The sequence below is a fragment of the Mesorhizobium sp. M0522 genome (genome assembly GCF_040321085.1).
Taxonomy (GTDB): domain Bacteria; phylum Pseudomonadota; class Alphaproteobacteria; order Rhizobiales; family Rhizobiaceae; genus Mesorhizobium.
On sequence record NZ_JAMYQW010000002.1, the window covers coordinates 250,622 to 269,527 of the forward strand.

Annotated in this window: 19 protein-coding genes; 8 read left to right on the top strand and 11 right to left on the bottom strand. The window is 63.3% G+C overall.

The window, feature by feature from the left end; all coding sequences use genetic code 11:
- Positions 1-167: 167 nt before the first annotated feature.
- From NKI58_RS03890 to NKI58_RS03905, 4 genes are read left to right on the top strand one after another with little or no spacing between them, the layout of a single operon-like run.
- Positions 168-1,181, top strand: a complete 1,014-nt coding sequence (locus tag NKI58_RS03890) for a carbohydrate ABC transporter permease (RefSeq protein WP_023680221.1) — start codon at positions 168-170, stop codon at positions 1,179-1,181.
- A 1-nt stretch (position 1,182) separates the two neighbouring features.
- Positions 1,183-2,337 carry a carbohydrate ABC transporter permease gene (locus tag NKI58_RS03895; RefSeq protein ID WP_023680222.1) on the top strand — a complete coding sequence of 385 codons (1,155 nt, stop codon included), beginning with the start codon at positions 1,183-1,185 and terminating at the stop codon, positions 2,335-2,337.
- Between the two features lie 4 nt (positions 2,338-2,341).
- A complete protein-coding gene (bglA, locus tag NKI58_RS03900; protein WP_352697178.1) occupies positions 2,342-4,006 on the top strand; it encodes a beta-galactosidase BglA in 1,665 nt (554 codons plus the stop codon).
- Between the two features lie 27 nt (positions 4,007-4,033).
- Entirely contained in the window at positions 4,034-5,146 is a 1,113-nt protein-coding gene (locus tag NKI58_RS03905) for an ABC transporter ATP-binding protein (RefSeq protein ID WP_023680224.1), read from the top strand.
- 204 nt (positions 5,147-5,350) lie between these two features.
- Here NKI58_RS03905 and NKI58_RS03910 read toward each other — a convergent pair whose 3' ends face one another.
- From NKI58_RS03910 to NKI58_RS03955, 10 genes are all read right to left on the bottom strand, one after another.
- The gene (locus tag NKI58_RS03910; RefSeq protein WP_023680225.1) at positions 5,351-5,590 is read right to left on the bottom strand and encodes a DUF680 domain-containing protein; all 240 of its coding nucleotides are present in this window, start codon (positions 5,588-5,590) and stop codon (positions 5,351-5,353) included.
- Positions 5,591-5,658: 68 nt separating this feature from the next.
- Positions 5,659-5,865 (bottom strand): DUF680 domain-containing protein, encoded by a 207-nt coding sequence (locus NKI58_RS03915; RefSeq protein ID WP_023680226.1) that lies wholly within the window; start codon positions 5,863-5,865, stop codon positions 5,659-5,661.
- A gap of 71 nt (positions 5,866-5,936) precedes the next feature.
- A complete protein-coding gene (locus NKI58_RS03920; RefSeq protein WP_023680227.1) occupies positions 5,937-6,140 on the bottom strand; it encodes a DUF680 domain-containing protein in 204 nt (67 codons plus the stop codon).
- Between the two features lie 442 nt (positions 6,141-6,582).
- Entirely contained in the window at positions 6,583-7,329 is a 747-nt protein-coding gene (locus NKI58_RS03925; protein WP_023680228.1) for an FAD-binding oxidoreductase, read from the bottom strand.
- Entirely contained in the window at positions 7,326-7,937 is a 612-nt protein-coding gene (locus NKI58_RS03930; protein WP_023680229.1) for a molybdopterin-dependent oxidoreductase, read from the bottom strand. Before NKI58_RS03930 ends, NKI58_RS03925 begins: the two co-directional genes overlap by 4 nt.
- Before the next feature lie 133 nt (positions 7,938-8,070).
- Positions 8,071-9,609, bottom strand: coding sequence for a DegQ family serine endoprotease (locus NKI58_RS03935; RefSeq protein ID WP_352782224.1), 1,539 nt, complete (start codon positions 9,607-9,609; stop codon positions 8,071-8,073).
- Between the two features lie 357 nt (positions 9,610-9,966).
- Positions 9,967-10,692 carry an MBL fold metallo-hydrolase gene (locus NKI58_RS03940; RefSeq protein ID WP_352590860.1) on the bottom strand — a complete coding sequence of 242 codons (726 nt, stop codon included), beginning with the start codon at positions 10,690-10,692 and terminating at the stop codon, positions 9,967-9,969.
- Positions 10,693-10,708: 16 nt separating this feature from the next.
- Entirely contained in the window at positions 10,709-11,875 is a 1,167-nt protein-coding gene (locus NKI58_RS03945) for a diphosphate--fructose-6-phosphate 1-phosphotransferase (RefSeq protein WP_023680232.1), read from the bottom strand.
- 79 nt (positions 11,876-11,954) lie between these two features.
- Positions 11,955-12,275: a putative quinol monooxygenase gene (locus NKI58_RS03950; protein ID WP_352568568.1), complete on the bottom strand. Its 321-nt coding sequence runs from the start codon at positions 12,273-12,275 to the stop codon at positions 11,955-11,957.
- Between the two features lie 218 nt (positions 12,276-12,493).
- Positions 12,494-13,258: a L,D-transpeptidase gene (locus NKI58_RS03955; RefSeq protein WP_352634899.1), complete on the bottom strand. Its 765-nt coding sequence runs from the start codon at positions 13,256-13,258 to the stop codon at positions 12,494-12,496.
- Between the two features lie 188 nt (positions 13,259-13,446).
- On the opposite strand from NKI58_RS03955, the gene NKI58_RS03960 reads away from it, so the two are divergent.
- The 3 genes from NKI58_RS03960 to xylB all read left to right on the top strand — a co-directional run bounded on the left by NKI58_RS03960 (position 13,447) and on the right by xylB (position 17,050).
- A complete protein-coding gene (locus NKI58_RS03960; RefSeq protein WP_352782225.1) occupies positions 13,447-14,070 on the top strand; it encodes a LysE family translocator in 624 nt (207 codons plus the stop codon).
- 8 nt (positions 14,071-14,078) lie between these two features.
- Positions 14,079-15,404, top strand: coding sequence for a tetratricopeptide repeat protein (locus NKI58_RS03965; protein WP_352782227.1), 1,326 nt, complete (start codon positions 14,079-14,081; stop codon positions 15,402-15,404).
- 191 nt (positions 15,405-15,595) lie between these two features.
- Positions 15,596-17,050: a xylulokinase gene (gene xylB / locus NKI58_RS03970; protein WP_352782282.1), complete on the top strand. Its 1,455-nt coding sequence runs from the start codon at positions 15,596-15,598 to the stop codon at positions 17,048-17,050.
- A gap of 38 nt (positions 17,051-17,088) precedes the next feature.
- Here xylB and NKI58_RS03975 read toward each other — a convergent pair whose 3' ends face one another.
- On the bottom strand, positions 17,089-17,451 hold the full coding sequence (locus NKI58_RS03975) for a nuclear transport factor 2 family protein (RefSeq protein WP_352782228.1): 363 nt from the start codon (positions 17,449-17,451) through the stop codon (positions 17,089-17,091).
- 110 nt (positions 17,452-17,561) lie between these two features.
- Here NKI58_RS03975 and xylA point away from each other — a divergent pair, with 110 nt between their 5' ends.
- Positions 17,562-18,887 (top strand): xylose isomerase, encoded by a 1,326-nt coding sequence (xylA, locus tag NKI58_RS03980; protein ID WP_352782230.1) that lies wholly within the window; start codon positions 17,562-17,564, stop codon positions 18,885-18,887.
- Positions 18,888-18,906 lie beyond the last annotated feature (19 nt).

Genomic DNA, 18,906 nt, shown 5'->3' on the forward strand with positions numbered 1-18,906 from the left:
CGGTGCTTGGCGTCGCGTCGATTGTCGTGAGTACAACACATTCCGGCGTGACGCGCGCCCAGTGACCTGCTTTCCGGCTGGTCGCGCTCCAGACAACTGAATCGGCGCATGATCCCGTCGCCAAAGCCATTCTCGACTGGCGGATCCGTGCGCAGGGGGAGGGACCCATGGCGGCTCAGATTTTTTCCGCGATATTCGTCATCATCATCGGCGTGGGCGGCTGCGTCGCCTATTTCTGGGGCGCCAACAAGGCACTCGACACGATCTTTCCAGCACGCGGCGTTTCCGGCAAGGCGGCGATTAACAATCTGCGCCGGCAGGGGGTGATCCGACCCTGGCTGTTCGTCGGCCCGGCGATGATCATCCTCACCATTTATCTGATCTACCCGGTGGTGGAGACGCTGAGGCTGTCGTTCCTCGATCGCGGCGGCGCCCATTTCGTCGGCTTGGCCAACTATCAATGGGCGTTCGGCGACCGCGAGTTCCGCAACTCGATCCTCAACAACATCATCTGGCTGGCGGTGGTGCCGGCCGCCTGCACCTTCCTCGGGCTGATCATCGCCGTGCTCACCGACAAGATCTGGTGGGGCACCATCGCCAAGAGCCTGATCTTCCTGCCGCTGGCGATCTCGTTCGTCGGCGCCAGCGTCATCTGGAAATTCATCTACGAATATCGCGGCGACGGGCAGACGCAGATCGGTCTGCTCAACGCCATCATCCAGTATTTCGGCGGCCAGCCGCAGGTCTGGATCTCGCTGCCGTTCTGGAACAACTTCTTCCTGATGGTCATCCTGATCTGGATCCAGACCGGCTTTGCCATGGTCATCCTGTCGTCGGCCTTGCGCGGCATTCCGGAAGAGACGCTGGAAGCCGCCGTCATCGACGGCGCCAACCCTTTCCAGATCTTCTGGAAGATCATGGTGCCGCAGATCTGGGGCACCATCGCGGTGGTCTGGACCACCATCACCATCCTGGTGCTGAAGGTTTTCGACATCGTGCTGACCATGACCAACGGCCAGTGGAACAGCCAGGTGTTGGCCAATCTGATGTTCGACTGGATGTTCCGCGGCGGCGGCGATTTCGGCCGCGGCGCCACCATCGCCATCATCATCATGATCGCGGTCATTCCGATCATGGTCTGGAACATCCGCCAGGCGAACAAAGAGACGGAAGGGCATTGAGATGGCCGCGTCGACCGGAAAGTCCTTTGTCAGCCGTTTCGGCGTCCACATCGCCGTCTTCATCTTCGTTGCGATCTGGACGATCCCGACGCTCGGCATTCTGGTCTCGTCGCTGCGCGACAAGGATCAGATCATCGCTTCGGGCTGGTGGAACTCGTTCACCAGTTCCAGCCAGACGGAGGCCGGCCGGCTGCCGCCAGCCTCGGCGCAGGTCGAGAAGGAGGGCAAGTTCGTCCTGCAAGGCAATATCTTCGGCGACGGCCCGGCCCGCAACATCAGCGCCTTTGGCGTCAAGTCGGCCGCGCCGACGCAATATCCCGCCGGCACGACAGCCGATCTCGGCGACGGCGTCACCCTGCAGCTCAATGCCGACGGCAGTTTCGTCATGACCTCGCCGAAGGCTTTCGAAAGCGAACGCGGCCAGCGCGTCTATTACGCCTCGTCGGCGCCGCCGAAATTCACCACCGACAATTACGACACGGTGCTGTTTTCGGAAGGCATCGGCCGCTCCTTCATGAACTCGCTGACCGTCACCATTCCGGCGACCGTCATCCCGATCCTGATCGCCGCGTTCGCCGCCTACGCGCTGGCCTGGATGCGCTTTCCCGGCCGGGCGCTGCTCATCGCCGTCATCATCGGCCTCCTGGTCGTGCCGCTGCAGATGTCGCTGATCCCGCTGTTGAAGCTCTATAACGGCGTCGGCAGCTTCTTCGGCGTGCCGTCGAAGACCTATCTCGGCATCTGGCTGGCGCATACCGGCTTCGGCCTGCCTTTCGCCATCTATCTTCTGAGGAGCTATATTGCCGGCCTGCCACGCGAGATCATGGAGTCGGCGCGTATCGACGGCGCCAGCGATTTCGAGATCTTCGTCAAGATCGTGCTGCCATTGTCGTTCCCGGTGCTGGCCTCGTTCGCCATCTTCCAGTTTCTCTGGGTGTGGAACGATCTGCTGGTGGCGATGGTTTTCCTTGGTACCGAGGGCGACCAGATCGTGCTGACCGCCAAGCTTAATGCGTTGCTCGGCTCGCGCGGCGGCGACTGGGAGATCCTGACGACATCGGCCTTCGTCACCATCATCGTGCCGCTGATCGTGTTCTTCTCGCTGCAGCGCTATTTCGTCCGCGGGCTGCTTGCCGGCTCGGTGAAAGGAGGTTGAGATCATGCAATCCGCTTTGAAGGCCACCCCGAAGCCAGATCTCGCTATAGATCGCGACTGGTGGCGAGGTGCCGTGATCTACCAGATCTACCCGCGCAGCTATCAGGATTCGAACGGCGACGGCATCGGCGACCTCAGGGGCATGATCGGCCGGCTGGCCTACATCGCCTCGCTCGGTGTCGACGCCATCTGGATCTCGCCATTCTTCAAATCGCCGATGAAGGATTTTGGCTACGACGTGTCGGATTATTGCGATGTCGATCCGATGTTCGGCACGCTGGCCGACTTCGACGCGCTGACCGCAGAGGCGCATCGGCTTGGCCTCAAGGTGATGATCGACGAGGTGCTCTCGCACACCGCCGACATCCATCCCTGGTTCAAGGAGAGCCGCTCGAGCCGGAGCAATCCAAAAGCCGACTGGTATGTCTGGGCGGATGCCAAGCCGGACGGCACGCCACCCAATAACTGGCTGTCGATCTTCGGCGGCTCGGCCTGGCAGTGGGACACCAGCCGCCAGCAATATTACCTGCATAATTTCCTGGCCGAGCAGCCCGACCTCAATTTCCACAGCCGCGCGGTCCAGGACGCGCTGCTCGACGTCACCCGCTTCTGGCTGGAGCGCGGCGTCGACGGCTTCCGCCTCGATACCATCAATTTCTATTTCCACAGCCAAGGCCTGGAAGACAATCCGCCGCTGCCACCCGAGCAGCGCAACGACCAGACGGCGCCGGCCGTCAACCCCTACAACTACCAGGACCATCTCTACGACAAGAGCCGGCCTGAAAACCTCGGCTTCCTCGAACGCTTCCGCGCCTTGCTCGACGAATACCCGGCGACGGCCGCGGTTGGCGAGGTCGGCGATTCGCAGCGTGGGCTGGAAGTGGTGGCGGCCTATACGGCCGGCGGCAAGCGCGTGCATATGTGTTACTCCTTCGACTTCCTGGCGCCGGAGAAGATCAGCGCGGCAAAGGTACGCTCGGTGCTGGAAACCTTCGGCAAGGTGGCCAGCGACGGCTGGTCGTGCTGGGCCTTCTCCAACCATGACGTGATGCGTCCCGCCTCTCGCTGGGCAGCCGGCGAGCCCGACCCGACCGCCTACCTCAAGGTCATCTCGGCGCTGCTGATGTCGTTGCGCGGCTCGGTCTGCATCTATCAAGGCGAGGAGCTCGGGCTCAGCGAGGCCGAGCTCAGCTTCGAGGATCTGCAGGACCCATACGGCATCCGCTTCTGGCCTGAATTCAAGGGACGCGACGGCTGCCGTACGCCGATGGTTTGGGACGGCGCCGCCCGCAATGGCGGCTTCTCGACGGCAAAGCCCTGGCTGCCGGTGCCCAGCAAGCACCTTGCGCAAGCCGTCAATGTGCAGCAAGGCGACGACGGCTCGCTGCTCGAGCACTACCGGCGCTTCCTGGCTTTCCGCCGCGCCCATCCGGCACTGGCCAAGGGTGATATCGAGTTCATCGAAAGCGAGGGCGACACCGTCGCCTTCACCCGCCGTGAAAGCAACGAGCAGATCGTCTGCGCCTTCAATCTCGGAGCAAAGCCGGCCGAAGTCGATCTTGGCGGCCGCTCATTGCAGCCCTTGCCGGGACACGGGTTTTCGGGACAGACTGGCGCCGGCACTATCCGCCTCGGCGGCTACGGCGCCTGGTTCGGGCGTATCGACTGAATTCAAGGAAGAACTGGAGGGTACACCATGGCCGATGTCACGCTAAGGCAAGTGAGGAAATCATATGGCAATCTCAACATTCTGCACGGCGTCGACCTCGACATAAAGTCGGGCGAATTCATCGTCTTCGTCGGCCCCTCGGGTTGCGGCAAGTCGACCTTGCTGCGCTGCATCGCCGGGCTGGAGGAGATCACCTCGGGCGAGCTCAAGATCGACGGCGAGATCGTCAACGACGTGCCGCCGTCAAAGCGCGGCATCGCCATGGTGTTCCAGTCCTATGCGCTTTATCCGCACATGACCGTCTACGACAACATGGCCTTCTCGATGAAGATCGGCAAGGAAAGCAAGGCCGAGATCGACAAGCGGGTGCGCCAGGCGGCCGAGATCCTGCAGCTGACCAAATATCTCGACCGTCTGCCCAAGGCGATGTCGGGCGGCCAGCGCCAGCGCGTCGCCATCGGTCGCGCCATCGTGCGCAATCCCAAGGTCTTCCTGTTCGACGAGCCGCTATCCAACCTCGACGCGGCGCTGCGTGTCGCCACCCGCATCGAGATCGCCAAGCTCAAGGAGTCGATGCCGGCCACAACGATGATCTACGTCACCCACGACCAGGTCGAGGCGATGACGCTGGCCGACCGCATCGTAGTGCTGAAGGAAGGCCATATCGAACAGGTCGGCACGCCGATGGAGCTCTACAAGCGGCCCGGCAATCTGTTCGTCGCCCAGTTCATCGGCTCGCCGGCGATGAACATCCTGCCGGCGACGATCGACAAGACCGGCAACCCGACGGTCGTCAGCCATGTCGGCGGCCGCAAGGCGACGGTGCCGATCGCAACGCCTGCCTCGGCGAAAGGCGCTGCGGTGAGCTTCGGGGTGCGGCCGGAGGATCTGATGATTGCCACCGGCGCCGACTATTTGTTCGAAGGGACGGTCGATTACGTCGAGCAGCTCGGCGAGGTCCAGCTCGTCTATGTCGACATCGGCCGCGCCGACCTGCCGCTGGTGACCAAGCTGCCGGGCAATGTCGAGGTCAAGCGCGGAGCGACGCTGCGGCTGACGGCGGACGCCGGCGACCTGCATATTTTCGACGCGGACGGGCGCTCTTTCGCGCTCCATGAAGCAGAAGCAAAGGCGGCTTGAAGCAGGCGTTCTTCCGCCTTGCAAAAAACACGCGCGGGGGCCTGGGCCCGCCGCTCTTGTCTGGAATTCCAGTTCGGCCGTTAGAGCGGTTCATCGTTTCACGAACGCCGAACCGCTCTACCTCTTTGTTTTGACGCAATTCCCAAGGGAAAGCGCTACGCGCTTTTCCCGGGAAAACCGTTTCACACTTTTCCTGGAATTGCTCTAGTTGTTGCCGAAGAGGTTGCGGTCGGCGCCCTGAGGCGCGGACTTGGGCACATCGCCAGACGAGTTCAGCAGCTTGTAGATCGGCGAGTTGCTGTCACGTACCGAATACGTCTGCGTGTTGTCGACGTTGACGGTCGACTGCTTGTTGATGTCGGTCCCGCCAACATTGTCGTTGCGGGCATAAGCGCTGCCGGCGGCAATCAAGAGAGCGGCGGCAGTAAGAACAATCTTTTTCATTTTGGGTACTCCTGGATTTTCGAAATCAAGCGGCGGGCATGCCGCCGCCTTGATGGTGGGATCGGCTGTTAGTTGTTGCCGAAGAGGTTACGGTCGGCGCCCTGGACAACCGGCTGCTTTTCAGCCTGGTCCGACGTCTTGACGGAAGCCGTGTAGGAGCTGTCGACCGAGACAGCAGGCTGGTTGGCTCCGTTGGAACCAAAGTTGTCGCTGCCCGCGAAGGCGCTGCCGGTGATGGCCAAAACGGCGGCGGCAGCAAGAACGATCTTTTTCATCTTAATACTCCTGAATTTTTCAGATCCCCGGACGGCGGATATGCCCGCCGCCCTGATGCTGGGATCGACTGTTAGTTGTTGCCGAAGAGGTTACGGTCGGCGCCCTGGACAGGCTGCTGGTCAGCATGAGCCGGCTTCTGAATGGAAGCCGTATACGAGCTGTCGACCGAAGCGGCAGGCTGGTTCGCACCCTTGGAACCAAAGTTGTCGCTGCCAGAGAAGGCGCTGCCGGTGATGGCCAAAACGGCGACGGCGGCAAGAGCGATCTTTTTCATTTTAGTACTCCAGTATCTCAGTTTTTCCGTCCGTCCAGCGGCGTGTCTTGGGAGGAATTCGCGTCGTTCGGACAGCCCCGATGTGGGAAAGGCGATGGCCAGTTTCCAATCACGAAGTTGTTTGGTGTGGACCAAGAATCTACACCTTGAAATTGTGCCAGAGATTCCCTTCGCCACAATTTTATTGCTAAATATCAAGTAGATAGCCCATAGTATCGGTCTGGCTGCAAGGTGACTTGGGGAGGCAGCGTTCACAGCGTCCTGCACGCATTGTCAACAGAAACGAACCGTTCGGTTCGATTTTTTAAACCGACAAAAGTCGCAGCCGAGGCTCTTTGTCGAATCGTTACCCATTTCGGCCAAACGCGGCGTCGGCGTTGCGGCTGCTTTTGGCCTGCTTTATGCCGCCCAACAAAGGCAGCAACCGGGCAAGCAGAACCGGTCAGACCCCGTAGCGTTCGGTGCGGATGAGTGCCGCAGGCACCCCGGCATCGATCAGTGCCTCGGCGGCGGCCGTCACGAATGCGTTCGAGCCGCAGACAAAGGCGAGCTTCGGCGGCGCGGGCAGCCTCGTCATGGCTTGCACCATCATCGCGGCGTCGACCCGCCGCGCATGATCTGCCGGACGGCGGGCCGGCTCGCGCGTCAGCGTCAGCACCAGGTCGAAGCCATCCCGGCGCTCGGCGAGGTCGATCAACTCGTCGCGAAAGATCACCTCGTCCCAGACCCGCGCCGAAAACACCAAGGTGGCGGCGACCAGCGATCCCCGCATCGCCCGGTGACGGACCATCGACATCAGCGGCACCACGCCCGACCCGCCGCCGACGAGCAGGAGCGGTCCGCCATCGCCGTCGGACCAGACGAAATGGCCGCCGAGCGGCCCGCGCAATTCGACCTCGTCGCCCACCGCCGCGATCTCGTGAAAGAACGGCGAGACCTCGCCGTCCTCGAGTTTTTCAATCGCCAGTTCGATGGTCTCGCCGGTCTCCGGCGCCGAGGCGATGGAGTAGGAGCGGCGCGCCTGATAGCCGTCCGGCGCTGTCAACCTGACATCGACATGCTGTCCGGCATGGTAGACGAAGGGCCGCGACGGCTGCAGGAAAAAGCTGGTGACGCGCGGCGTGCGCTTTTGGATGCGGGTGATGGTGACCGTCTGCCAGGGCGACTGCGCCGCCGGTGCGTCGCTCATGGATCGTTCGTGTAGCGCTGCTCGCGCCACGGATCGCCGTAGATATGATAACCTCGCAATTCCCAGAAACCCGGCTCGTCACGCTCGGTGAACTGCAACCCGTTCAGCCATTTGGCCGATTTCCAGAAATAGAGGTGCGGAACGAGCAGCCGGGCCGGGCCGCCATGATCGGGGGTGATCGGCTTGCCCTCGTAAAGCAGTGCCACCATCGCCTTGCCGCCGGTGAGATCCTTCGTTGGCACATTGGTGGAATAGCCGTCGAAACCCAGCGCCAGCGTGAAGGCGGTGGGCGGCTCGATGCCGGCGTCGGCAAGGATGTCGTCGACCAGCACGCCCTGCCACGCGGTGTCGAACTTGGTCCATGCGGTGACGCAATGGATGTCGCGCGTCATCTTGGTCAAGGGCAGCGCGTTGAACTCGGCCCAGTTCCACTTCTTGATCGGCCGCGGCCCGTGCTTAAGCGTAAACGACCAATCCTCGGTGCGGACATGCGGCGTCGGGCCGGCCGACAGGACCGGGAAACCTTGCTCGAGATATTGCCCCGGCGGGATACGTGCATCCGTATCCGTCGGCGGCTTTCGTCCGGAAGAGAAGCCTCGGGTAACCATCGAGAATATCCGTTTGCGCAAGGTCCAATCGACCTTTGTCAGTTTTCTCGAAGACGCGTGCGCGGGCAACCGAAATCTTGGCTCCGGCCTGGCGGCAATGCTCTACATCGATCTTGGCAGCGCGGCGCCCGCTTCAGCCACTGGCGAAGGGGACGGCGACGAACATCTGGGCGTCGCCACGCTCGACAAGCAGCAGCACCGATTTCTTGCCAGATTTGGCAGCCTGCACAATCGCCTGGTTAGCCTGCCTGGCGTTCCTCACCGGATGCTGGTCGACGGCGACGATGATGTCGCCGGGCTGGATGCCGGAAGCCGATGCCGCCTTGTTCGGGTCGACGCGCTCGACCAGCGCGCCGTGCTGGTTGCCTGCCAGGTTCATTGCCTGGCGCACATCCGGGGTGACGTCCATCAGGCCGAGACCGAGCGCCGGTGCGCGAAGGCCCTGCTCCGTCGACGGCTGACGCCGATCGCTGGTCACCGATCCCGTTGCCATGTCGTCTTCGTTGCGCCCGACCTCGACGGAGATCTGCAGGCTTTGCCCCTGGCGCCAGACATTGAGGGTTTCCCTCGTGCCGGGCGCAACGTCGGCGACGGTGCGCGACAGATCCCTTGGATCCTTTATGTCGCGGCCGGCGAAACTGGTAATGACGTCGCCGGTCTCGATGCCGGCCTTGGCGGCCGGCGATCCGTCGCTGACCTGCGCGACCAGCACGCCGGCTGCGTGATCGAGGCCGATGGCGCTCGCCATGTCAGGCGTCACCGGCTGGATCTGGACGCCGAGATAACCGTACTGGATGGAGCCGCCCTTCATCAGCTTGGCGACGACCTTTTGCGCCTGGTCCGAGGGGATGGCGAAGCCGACGCCGACGCTGCCGCCATTCGGCGAAAAGATCGCCGTGTTGATGCCGACGACATTGCCGTTCACATCCGTTAGCGGGCCGCCGGAATTGCCCCGGTTGATCGGTGCGTCGATCTGGATGAAGTCGTCAAACGGCCCGCTATGCAGGTCGCGGCCGCGCGCCGAGACGATGCCGGCCGTGACCGTGGTGCCAAGGCCGAAAGGATTGCCGAACGCGAGCACCTGGTCGCCCGGCATGAGCTTGTCGGAATCGCCCCATTTGATGATCGGCAAGGGCTTGCCGGCTTTGACCATGAGCACGGCAAGATCGTTCTTGGCGTCATGACCGATCAATTTGGCGGGAAGCTCGGTGCCGTCGTCGAGCGTCACCTTGATCGACTGGGCGCCGTCGACGACGTGATTGTTGGTGACGATGGTGCCGTCGGCGCCGACGATGAAGCCTGAGCCGAGGGCCTCGGTGCGCGGCGCCTGTTCCGGCGGTGTCTTGGGGGCGGGCTGTCCCTGGTCATCGAAGAAATGGCGGAAATAGTCGTCGAAAGGCGAGGTTCCGCCAAAGGGAGAGGCGTCGCTCATGGTGTCCGGCTGTTGTACTTTCATGACCGTCGCGATGGTCACCACTGCCGGTTTGTCGGCCGCCACGACCGGAGCGAACGAACCGCTGGGCGCCGTCATTCCGGTGACAGGTGGGGTCACTGTTGCCGCCAGGACATCATTCAGCCTGGGAGCGAGGGGCAGGGCGAAGGGGCTGACGATCAGCGCGGCGCCCAGCAGAGCGGCGACGCGATGTCCGCGAAGGGTCTGGATTGGTGACATGGCCGTTGTCCGGGCGAGAGATTGATCGGGCGCCGCAGCGTTCCGTCACCGGAATGCTCTATCGGCGTGTCGGCCTTGCCTGTCTCGCCTGGCACGGCGGCCGACCGGATCGACAGCCCCGCATCTAGGGCGCCGATCGTGGTTTCCAGATAATATTACGAAGATTTAATTTCCGGCTGGCAGCCGCCTTGCCGGGCTGGCGCCGAAACCCGAAAACAAAAACCCGCCTTGCGGCGGGTCATTGGGGCGAATCAGCACCATACCCAGATTACTAGCATAGCTGCCGGCACAAAGCAAGAACAAAATAGCTGCGCAAGACAAATCGCTTCAGATTTGCGCCGCCTCAGCCGAGGCCTCCTATTCGCCTTTCCGGTCGGTCCGGCTGAGATAGGTGGTGGCGATCTCGCGCATCCGCCTGCCGTCGAAGCTCGGTCCATGACCGCCATGGCCGATGCGGATCGGCAGCTCGAGCAGGCGCTGCATCGTGCGGCGATAGGCGGCACGATCCGAATCCGGCAGGTCGTCGATCAGCATGGCGTCGTAGATGGCGTCGCCGGCGAAGAACAGGCCGTCAGCCTCGTCGAACAGCGCGATCGAATCCGGAGAGTGGCCGGGCAGATGCAGGACGCGGAATTGGCGGTCGCCGAGGTCGATCCTATCGCCCTCGTCCAGGGTCCGGGCTAGAGGCGCCGGCTGAATCCTGTAATCGGCCGCCTTCCAGCCCTTTGCCGGCAGCCTGGAGACGGCGCCTTCCAGATCATGGAACATGTAGGCGTAGGTCACCGCTTCATCCATGCTGTCGAACTGTGCGGCGCTGTGGCGCGGCCCTGCCCGCAACGGAAACTCGTGCAGCGAGCCGACATGATCGAGATGGATATGCGTGGCGACGACGAGCAGCGGCTTGCCGGACGGCGTGTCGATCTGCGGCGCCAGCGGGCAGATCCCCATGCCGGTGTCGACCAGCAGGTCGACATCGCGGCCGCGCAGATGCCAGATGTTGGCGCGCACGAATTCGTGCACGAAGGGCTCGGTCAGCATCGTCGTCTTGGCGTCGACGATGGTTTTGCTGAACCAGCTGTCCATCAGATCAAGGCCGGCATCAGACGAACGGCTTGCCGACCTTGTACTTTTGCGGGACCAGCCGCTTCAGATAGGCCATCCCCGCATCGGACAGCCGGTTGACATCCGGCAGCATGAAATCATCCGGCATATGGCGCGTCTTGCCGGCGACGTTCTTCAGCGGCACCTTCTTCAGCACGGTTTTCTTGCCGTCATATTGCAGCGCCACCGAACCGCCCCCCTCGTCGGCCACCGTGACCGCGAAGGCACCGGCATCGAAGGCCTCCTGCGCGTCCACCGCGCTGATGGCGCCGACATAGCCGCGCGGCATATAGCCGAGCGCATCGACGCGCGCCCGCTTGCCCGGCAATCCTTCGGCGAGCGCGCGCTCCAAGGCTGCCGGCAGGTCGCTGCCCGACAGCTTGACGTTGCCGTGCTGGTCGCGCTCCAGCCTTTCCGGCGGCACCAGGCTTTCGACCAGCGCTTTGCCGTCGGCGGTGCTGACGCCTTCGGAGACGGCAACGATGCAGCGCTTGTGGCGGTCGAGCGTTGCACGAACGTCGTCGATGAAGCCCGCCGCGGAGAACGGCCGCTCCGGCACGTAGACGAGATGCGGGCCGCTGTCCTGATCGAGCTGCCAGGCCGCGGACGCGGCCGTCAGGAAACCGGCATGCCGCCCCATGACGATGCCGACATAGATGCCCGGCAGAGCGCGGAAATCGAGATCGACCGAAAGGAATGCTCCAGCGACGAACTCGGCCGCCGACATGAAGCCGGGCGTGTGATCGTTCTCCTCGAGATCGTTGTCGATGGTTTTCGGCGCGTGGACGAAGGCGATCTTGCCGCCGGCGGCGTCGGTGAGGATCTGCTGCGTGCCCGAGGTGTCGTTGCCGCCGATATAGATGAAGGCATCGGCGCCGGCGTTCTTCAAGCCGTTGAGGATGAGGTCGCAATAGGCGGCATCCGGCTTGTCGCGCGTCGAACCAAGCGCGGCGCTCGGTGTCGCCGCGATCAGCCGCAGGCGGTCCTCGGGGATGGCGGAAAGATCGACGTAATTGCCGTCACGAATTCCGCGCACGCCGTGGATGGAACCAAGCACCTTGGCGCCGGGATGCCGCTTGCGGATTTCGAGCGTGGCGCCCACCACGGTCTGGTTGATGACGGCGGTCGGGCCGCCGCCTTGCGCGATGACAAAAGTTCCGGCCATTGTTCACGTCTCCCGGGCGGTGAAAATCGCAGGCACATTCGCCTGTCTTGCGGCATCGCGCAACGGCAGAGGCAGTGGGTCAGTTTGAAATCGGGCCACTCTTCGCCTGCAGCGCGATAGGATCCGTTTCGATGAGCCGAAGTGACCTGACCATACTCGCCGTCCGCGCCTTGTATTTGAGAAAGTGCGGCGTGGTCAGGTGGGCCTCATAGGCCGCCTGATCGGCGTAGCATTCGATCACGCGCACCTTTTCAGGCGTGCCTTTTACTGCCACCGCATGAAGGAAAAGCACGCCCGGCTCGACGCGTACAGAAGCCTCAATCTCTTCAGCAAGCAGGGCCTTGTAGCTGCCGATCTGCTTAGGATCGATTTCCAGTTCGGCTATCCTGACAAGCGGCATCAATTGCTTTCTTGCTTCTTGCAAGGGACCACGCATGGTCGGCTTCTCCGCTTCGCTCGCCTCGATCAGCGCAACGATGTCGCGATCTCCCAAAACTTGTCAGTCACGCGAGCGGACATGGCTGGGCAAGGCGAAGCGTCGCATGAATTCGCACAAAATTGTAGTACATGGGTGTGCAGCGCTGCCGGCAGAGTAATCGCTCGAGCCTTGGCCGCCGGTCAGACGACGACGACCGGATTCTTCTTGGAGACGCGGCTGTAGAGATCGATGATGTCCTGGTTGATCAGGCGCACGCAGCCCGACGACATCGCCTGGCCGATGCTCCACCATTCGGGCGAGCCGTGGATGCGATAGCCGGTGTCGCTGCCGTTCTGATAGATGTAGAGGGCACGCGCGCCGAGCGGATTGTCGAGGCCGCCCGGCTGTCCGCTTTGCCATTTCACCAGTTCCGGCCTGCGGGTGATCATCTCGGGCGGCGGGGTCCAGACCGGCCATTCCTTGCCGTACTGGATGTTGGCGCGGCCGGACCAGCGGAACCCGTCCTTGCCGATGCCGACGCCGTAACGGATCGCATCGCCGCCGGGCTGCACCAGATAGAGCAGCCGTTCCTGCGAGTGAACGACGATGGTGCCGGGTTGCTCGCCGGTCGGATCGACGACGATCTGGCGGCGGAACTCCGGCTTGACCTTGAGATAGGGCACTTCCGGCACATTGAAGCCACCGTCGGTGAGCGAAGCGTACATCACGTCGGGGCTGGTGATGTTCTTGTCGACGCTGATACTCGGACGGATGGGCCGGATCGAGCCGGTGGTGACGTCGTCGAGCTGGAGCGACGGCAGATCCAGCGTCTGGCTGCAGCCGGCGACGCCGAGCAGCGCCAGCGCACCGGCGCCGGACAGCACCGCGCGGCGGGAAAGCTGTATTTCGGTTTCGATTGCGTCGCCATTATGCGGCAGCGACAGACCTTGCGGCAACTCACGCATTTACCCAAACCCTACGCTGTCGGCGGGAAACACCATCCGGCCGGATAGCAGGCATTTTCACCAATCATGGTTGAAAAAGCGTGAAGGCCGGCCGCCTGGCGTTAACGAGGGGCTTTTTCGATTTTTGCCTCTTTACATCTGCGCGGGACCAAGGATTTATCCTCTTCTTTGAGCTCAAGGAGAAGAAAATGTCCTTCGAAAACTGGGCCGCTTTTGCCGCTGCCTCGGCAGTCCTTCTGGTCATTCCAGGTCCGACCATCCTGCTGGTGGTGTCCTATGCGCTCGGCCAGGGCTGGCGCACCGCGCTGCCGATGGCAGTCGGCGTGGCGCTCGGCGACTTCACCGCGATGACACTGTCGATGCTGGGTATCGGCGCGCTGCTGGCGGCGTCGGCCACCGTATTCACCGTGCTGAAGGTGATCGGCGCCGGCTATCTGATCTATCTCGGCATCAAGCTGTTTCGCGCCGGCGGCGCGCTCCGGGCCGAACCGCGCACCGATGCGGTGTCGTCGGCGAAAATGACGGCGCATGCCTGGCTGGTTACCGCGCTCAATCCGAAAAGCATCACCTTTTTCGTCGCCTTCCTGCCGCAGTTCCTCGACCGGCATGCGGATTTCTGGGCACAGATGCTGATCTTCGAGACGACCTTCCTGGCGCTCGCCTTCGCCAATGCCTTCGGTTATGCGCTGATCGCGGCAAGGGCGCGCAACGTGGTGCGCAACCCAAAGGCGATCCGCATCTTCAACCGCACCGGCGGCACGCTGCTGGTCGGCGCCGGGATCGCGACAGTGGCGATGCGCTCGGGCAACTGAGGCAAACCATGGCGGTGAGCGACGCATTTGGCCTGACGCTGTCTGGCGCGACGGAGGCCGGGTTCTCGTCCTACAGCCGGGCTGTGCGCGAATTGCAGTGCTTCATCGGCGATCCGGTCGGTTCCGTTGACCGGGCAATCGCCGAAGATCCCGGCTTCGTCATGGCGCATGTGTTCAAGGGTTATCTCTTTGGCCTTGCCACAGAGCGCGAAGCGACGGCGGTGGCCAAGGCATGTCACGAGGCAGCGCTGCCACTTGCCGCGACGACGCGCGAGCAGGCGCATGTCGCCGCCCTTGGCCACCTTGCGGATGGACGCTGGCACGAGGCCGCCCGCGTGCTGGAGGATATCGCCATCGAGTTTCCGCTCGATGCGCTGGCGCTGCAGACCGGCCACCAGATCGACTTCTTCACCGGCAATGCGCGCATGCTGCGCGACCGCATCGGCCGCGCGCTGCCGTCCTGGCAGAGCGGCATGCCGGGCTACCATGCCATACTCGGCATGCAAGCCTTCGGGCTGGAAGAAATGGGCGACTACGCGCGCGCCGAAAAACTTGGCCGCACGGCGGTGGATCTCGAGCCGCGCGACGGCTGGGCCCAGCATGCGGTGGCCCATGTCATGGAGATGCAGAGCCGGCAGAAGGACGGCATTCTGTGGATGCGCGCCAATCCCGAAGCGTGGACGCGGGAAAGCTTCCTGCAGGTGCATAATTGGTGGCATCTGGCGCTGTTCCATTATGATCTCGGCGAGACCGACGAGGTGCTGGCGCTCTACGACGGGCCGATCTATGGCGAGCGCTCGACGCTGGCGCTCAACATGGTCGATGCCTCGGCGATCCTGTGGCGGCTGCATCTCGGCGGCGTCGATGTCGGCGAGCGCTGGACGGCACTCGCCGCCAACTGGTTGCCCAAGGCGAGCGCCGGCCATTATGCCTTCAATGACGCCCACGCGATGATGGCGTTTGTCGGCGCCGGCCTCGAAGCGCCGGCCCGCGGCTTGCTCGAGGCGCAGCGCGAGGCGATGCGCGGCAAGGACGACAACGCTGCTTTCACCAGGGATGTCGGCCATCCCCTGACGCTCGCCATCAAGGCGTTCGGCGAGGGCAATTATGCCGGGACGATCCGCTTGATCCGGCCGATCCGGGCAATCGCCCATCGCTTCGGCGGCAGCCACGCCCAACGCGACGTCATCGACCTGACGCTGATCGAAGCGGCATTGCGTTCCGGTGATGGCGCGCTGGCGAGGGCGCTTGCGGCGGAACGCGCGCTGGCACGGCCGAACAGCCCGTTGTCGGCATTGTTTTTGCGGCGTGCAACCGCTCTCGCGGCGAATTGACCAAGGCCACATCTTGCCTTAAAAACTGCCCCGACCAGATTTTTTCGAGCGTCGAAAAAATCTTCGCGTGTTGACCGGGGTGCGTTTCCGGCGGCACGATTGCCGGGATATCTTCGCCGCCCGTGTCACAGGACTGGGCGGGGAAGCAAGAAAGACCGTCGCCGCCAGGCATGACGGACATGGGAGGAAACATGTATCTCGGCCTCGATCTCGGCACGTCGGGCGTCAAGGCGCTGCTGATCGATGCAAGGCAGAGCATCGTCGGTTCCGGCCATGCGCCGCTCGACGTGTCGCGCCCGCATCCCGGCTGGTCCGAGCAGAACCCGGCCGACTGGATCCGCGCCTGCGAAGCGGCGGTTGCCGAACTGCGGTCCATACATGCGAAGGAACTCGCGGCGGTCAAAGGCATCGGCCTTTCCGGCCATATGCATGGCGCCACTCTGCTTGATGCCGCCGACCAGGTGCTGCGCCCTTGCATCCTGTGGAACGACACACGCAGCCACGCCGAGGCGGCCGCGCTCGATGCCGACCCGCGCTTTCGCAAGCTGACCGGCAACATCGTCTTTCCCGGTTTCACCGCGCCGAAGCTGGCCTGGGTCAGGAACAACGAACCGGCTGTTTTCGCCAAGGTGGCAAGGGTCCTGCTGCCGAAGGACTTTTTGCGGCTCTGGCTCGCCGGCGAGCATATTTCGGAAATGTCGGATTCGGCTGGCACGTCGTGGCTCGATGTCGGCAGACGAGCCTGGTCCGCCGAACTGCTCGCCGCCACATCGCTCGACGAAAGGCAGATGCCGTCATTGGTCGAAGGCACGGCCAAGGCCGGTGCCTTGCGCGCCGAATTGGCCGCCAAATGGGGCATGCAGGCGGGCATCCCGATCGCCGGCGGTGCCGGCGACAACGCGGCTTCGGCCTGCGGCATGGGCACGGTCGGCGCCGGGCAGGCGTTCGTCTCGCTCGGCACGTCGGGCGTGCTTTTTGCCGCCAACGCGTCGTATCTGCCCAATCCGGAAAGCGCGGTGCACACATTCTGCCACGCACTGCCCGGCACCTGGCACCAGATGGGCGTCATCCTGTCGGCAACCGATTCGCTCAACTGGCTGTCGGGGATCGCTGGAAAAAGTGCTGGCGAGTTGACCGCCGAACTCGGCGATTCGCTGCAGGCGCCGAGCGGTGTCTCCTTCCTGCCCTATCTCTCGGGCGAGCGGACGCCTCACAATGATTCCGCCATTCGTGGCGCGTTTACCGGGCTTGCCCACGAATCCGGCCGCGCGGCACTGACCCAGGCCGTGCTCGAAGGCGTCGCTTTCGCTTTCCGCGACAGCCTCGAAGCTCTGGCCAAAGCCGGCACGACGCTGACCCGGGTGACGGCGATCGGCGGCGGCTCGCGCTCGCGCTATTGGCTGAAGGCCATCGCCACAGCGCTTGGCCTGCCCATCGATATTCCAGCCGACGGCGATTTCGGCGCTGCCTTTGGCGCGGCCCGACTTGGCCTGACCGCGGCGACAGGCGCCGATCCGCGCGCCGTGTGCACGGCGCCGGCGACGGACGCCACGGTCGAGCCGGTCGCCGCCCTCGGCGGTGCCTATGCAGATGCCTATCAGCGCTACCGCCAGCTTTACCCGGCGATCAGGAGCGCCACGGCGTGAGCGGTTTCCCGCCCTCGCCGTGGCCTGCCGAGAAGGCCTCACTGTGCCGGCACCTTGTCGAGAAAGCCGGTGACGCTTTTCAGCCGGCCATTTTCGATGACGCCGATATCGGTGCCTTCGATGACGGATTCGGTGCCGTCCGGCCCGAGGTTCCAGGAGAAACGGATGGTATCGGCGAAGCCGTCCGGCTCGCCTTTCAGCGAGAACCTGAAGCCGGCAAAGCGCTGCTGCACGCCGTCGATCAGCGCCGCGATGCCGTCATGGCCGTCGCCCCGCATGATCGGATCGCGATAGCCGACGTCCTCGGTGAAGGTTGCCTTGAGCAAGGCTTTTCTGCGCGCGGCGTCGCTCTCGTTCCAGGCGGCGATGTAGTTTTCGGCAATGGTGTTGAGGTCGGTCATGGTCTGTCTCCTTCGTTGGGTGGCTTTGACATGAGCCTTTTCGACCAGCGTCAGCGCGAAACCAATTACGCCTGAGGTAATCAGGCCGGACCATGCGAGAGGAAAAGAACATGAGCAGCGGTTTTTTCGGCGACATCCAACAGATCAAATACGAGGGACCGGATTCGACCAATCCGCTGGCCTACCGGTTCTACAATCCGGACGAGATTGTCGCCGGCAAGCGGCTGGAAGACCATCTGCGCTTTGCCGTTGCCTATTGGCATTCCTTCGCCTGGCCGGGCGGCGATCCGTTCGGCGGTCAGACGTTCGACCGGCCATGGTTCCCCAAGGCCGGCGGTACCGACACGATGGAGCTGGCCAAACTCAAGGCCGACGTCGCCTTCGAGATGTTTTCGCTGCTGGGTGCGCCTTATTTCTGCTTCCACGATGCTGACGTGCGGCCGGAGGGCCGGGACTTTTCCGAAAGTGCGGCGCGGCTCGACGAGATCGCCGATTACTTCTCGGGAAAGATGAAGCAGACCGGCGTCAAGCTGTTGTGGGGCACGGCCAACCTGTTCTCCAACCGCCGCTTCATGTCAGGCGCCGCCACCAATCCCGATCCGGACGTCTTTGCCTATTCGGCGGCGACGGTGAAACACTGCATCGACGTCACCAAGCGGCTGAACGGCGAGAACTACGTGCTATGGGGCGGCCGCGAGGGCTATGAGACGCTGCTCAACACCGACCTTGCCCGCGAGCAGGAACAGGCCGGCCGTTTCCTCAATCTGGTCGTCGATTACAAGCACAGGATCGGCTTCGAAGGCACCATCCTGATCGAGCCGAAGCCGCAGGAGCCAACCAAACACCAGTATGATTACGACGTCGCCACCGTCTACGGCTTCCTCAAGCGTTTCGGACTGGAGAACGAGGTCAAGCTCAACATCGAGCAGGGCCACGCCATCCTGGCCGGCCATTCGTTCGAGCATGAACTGGCGCTGGCCAATGCGCTCGGCATTTTCGGTTCGATCGACATGAACCGCAACGACTACCAGTCGGGCTGGGACACCGACCAGTTCCCCAACAATGTGCCGGAGATGGCTCTGGCCTACTACCAGGTGCTGCAGGCCGGCGGCTTCAAGACCGGCGGCACCAATTTCGATGCCAAGCTCAGGCGCCAGTCGCTCGATCCGCAGGACCTGCTGATTGGCCATATCGGCGGCATGGATTGTTGCGCCCGCGGCCTCAAGGCGGCAGCACGCATGGTCGAGGACAAGGCGCTGTCCGCCCCGCTCGCCGAGCGCTATGCCGGCTGGGATTCGGCCGAGGCCAAGGCGATGCTTGCCGGCAAGCGCACGCTGGAGGAAATCGCCGAGCGCGTCGTCAAAGAGAAGATCGAGCCGCAGCCAAGATCCGGCCGCCAGGAATTACTCGAGAACATCGTCAACCGGTACGTCTGAGGCGTACCCGGTTCGCGGC

Coding starts and splice junctions, on each gene's coding strand:
- xylB (WP_352782282.1), top strand. CDS start 15,596: ATGTATCTCGGCCTCGATCTCGGCACGTCGGGCGTCAAGGCGCTGCTG.
- xylA (WP_352782230.1), top strand. CDS start 17,562: ATGAGCAGCGGTTTTTTCGGCGACATCCAACAGATCAAATACGAGGGA.
- NKI58_RS03905 (WP_023680224.1), top strand. CDS start 4,034: ATGGCCGATGTCACGCTAAGGCAAGTGAGGAAATCATATGGCAATCTC.
- NKI58_RS03920 (WP_023680227.1), bottom strand. CDS start 6,140: ATGAAAAAGATCGCTCTTGCCGCCGTCGCCGTTTTGGCCATCACCGGC.
- NKI58_RS03895 (WP_023680222.1), top strand. CDS start 1,183: ATGGCCGCGTCGACCGGAAAGTCCTTTGTCAGCCGTTTCGGCGTCCAC.
- NKI58_RS03890 (WP_023680221.1), top strand. CDS start 168: ATGGCGGCTCAGATTTTTTCCGCGATATTCGTCATCATCATCGGCGTG.
- NKI58_RS03925 (WP_023680228.1), bottom strand. CDS start 7,329: ATGAGCGACGCACCGGCGGCGCAGTCGCCCTGGCAGACGGTCACCATC.
- NKI58_RS03915 (WP_023680226.1), bottom strand. CDS start 5,865: ATGAAAAAGATCGTTCTTGCTGCCGCCGCCGTTTTGGCCATCACCGGC.
- NKI58_RS03950 (WP_352568568.1), bottom strand. CDS start 12,275: ATGCCGCTTGTCAGGATAGCCGAACTGGAAATCGATCCTAAGCAGATC.
- NKI58_RS03910 (WP_023680225.1), bottom strand. CDS start 5,590: ATGAAAAAGATTGTTCTTACTGCCGCCGCTCTCTTGATTGCCGCCGGC.
- NKI58_RS03975 (WP_352782228.1), bottom strand. CDS start 17,451: ATGACCGACCTCAACACCATTGCCGAAAACTACATCGCCGCCTGGAAC.
- NKI58_RS03955 (WP_352634899.1), bottom strand. CDS start 13,258: ATGCGTGAGTTGCCGCAAGGTCTGTCGCTGCCGCATAATGGCGACGCA.
- NKI58_RS03965 (WP_352782227.1), top strand. CDS start 14,079: ATGGCGGTGAGCGACGCATTTGGCCTGACGCTGTCTGGCGCGACGGAG.
- NKI58_RS03935 (WP_352782224.1), bottom strand. CDS start 9,609: ATGTCACCAATCCAGACCCTTCGCGGACATCGCGTCGCCGCTCTGCTG.
- bglA (WP_352697178.1), top strand. CDS start 2,342: ATGCAATCCGCTTTGAAGGCCACCCCGAAGCCAGATCTCGCTATAGAT.
- NKI58_RS03930 (WP_023680229.1), bottom strand. CDS start 7,937: ATGGTTACCCGAGGCTTCTCTTCCGGACGAAAGCCGCCGACGGATACG.
- NKI58_RS03945 (WP_023680232.1), bottom strand. CDS start 11,875: ATGGCCGGAACTTTTGTCATCGCGCAAGGCGGCGGCCCGACCGCCGTC.
- NKI58_RS03940 (WP_352590860.1), bottom strand. CDS start 10,692: ATGGACAGCTGGTTCAGCAAAACCATCGTCGACGCCAAGACGACGATG.
- NKI58_RS03960 (WP_352782225.1), top strand. CDS start 13,447: ATGTCCTTCGAAAACTGGGCCGCTTTTGCCGCTGCCTCGGCAGTCCTT.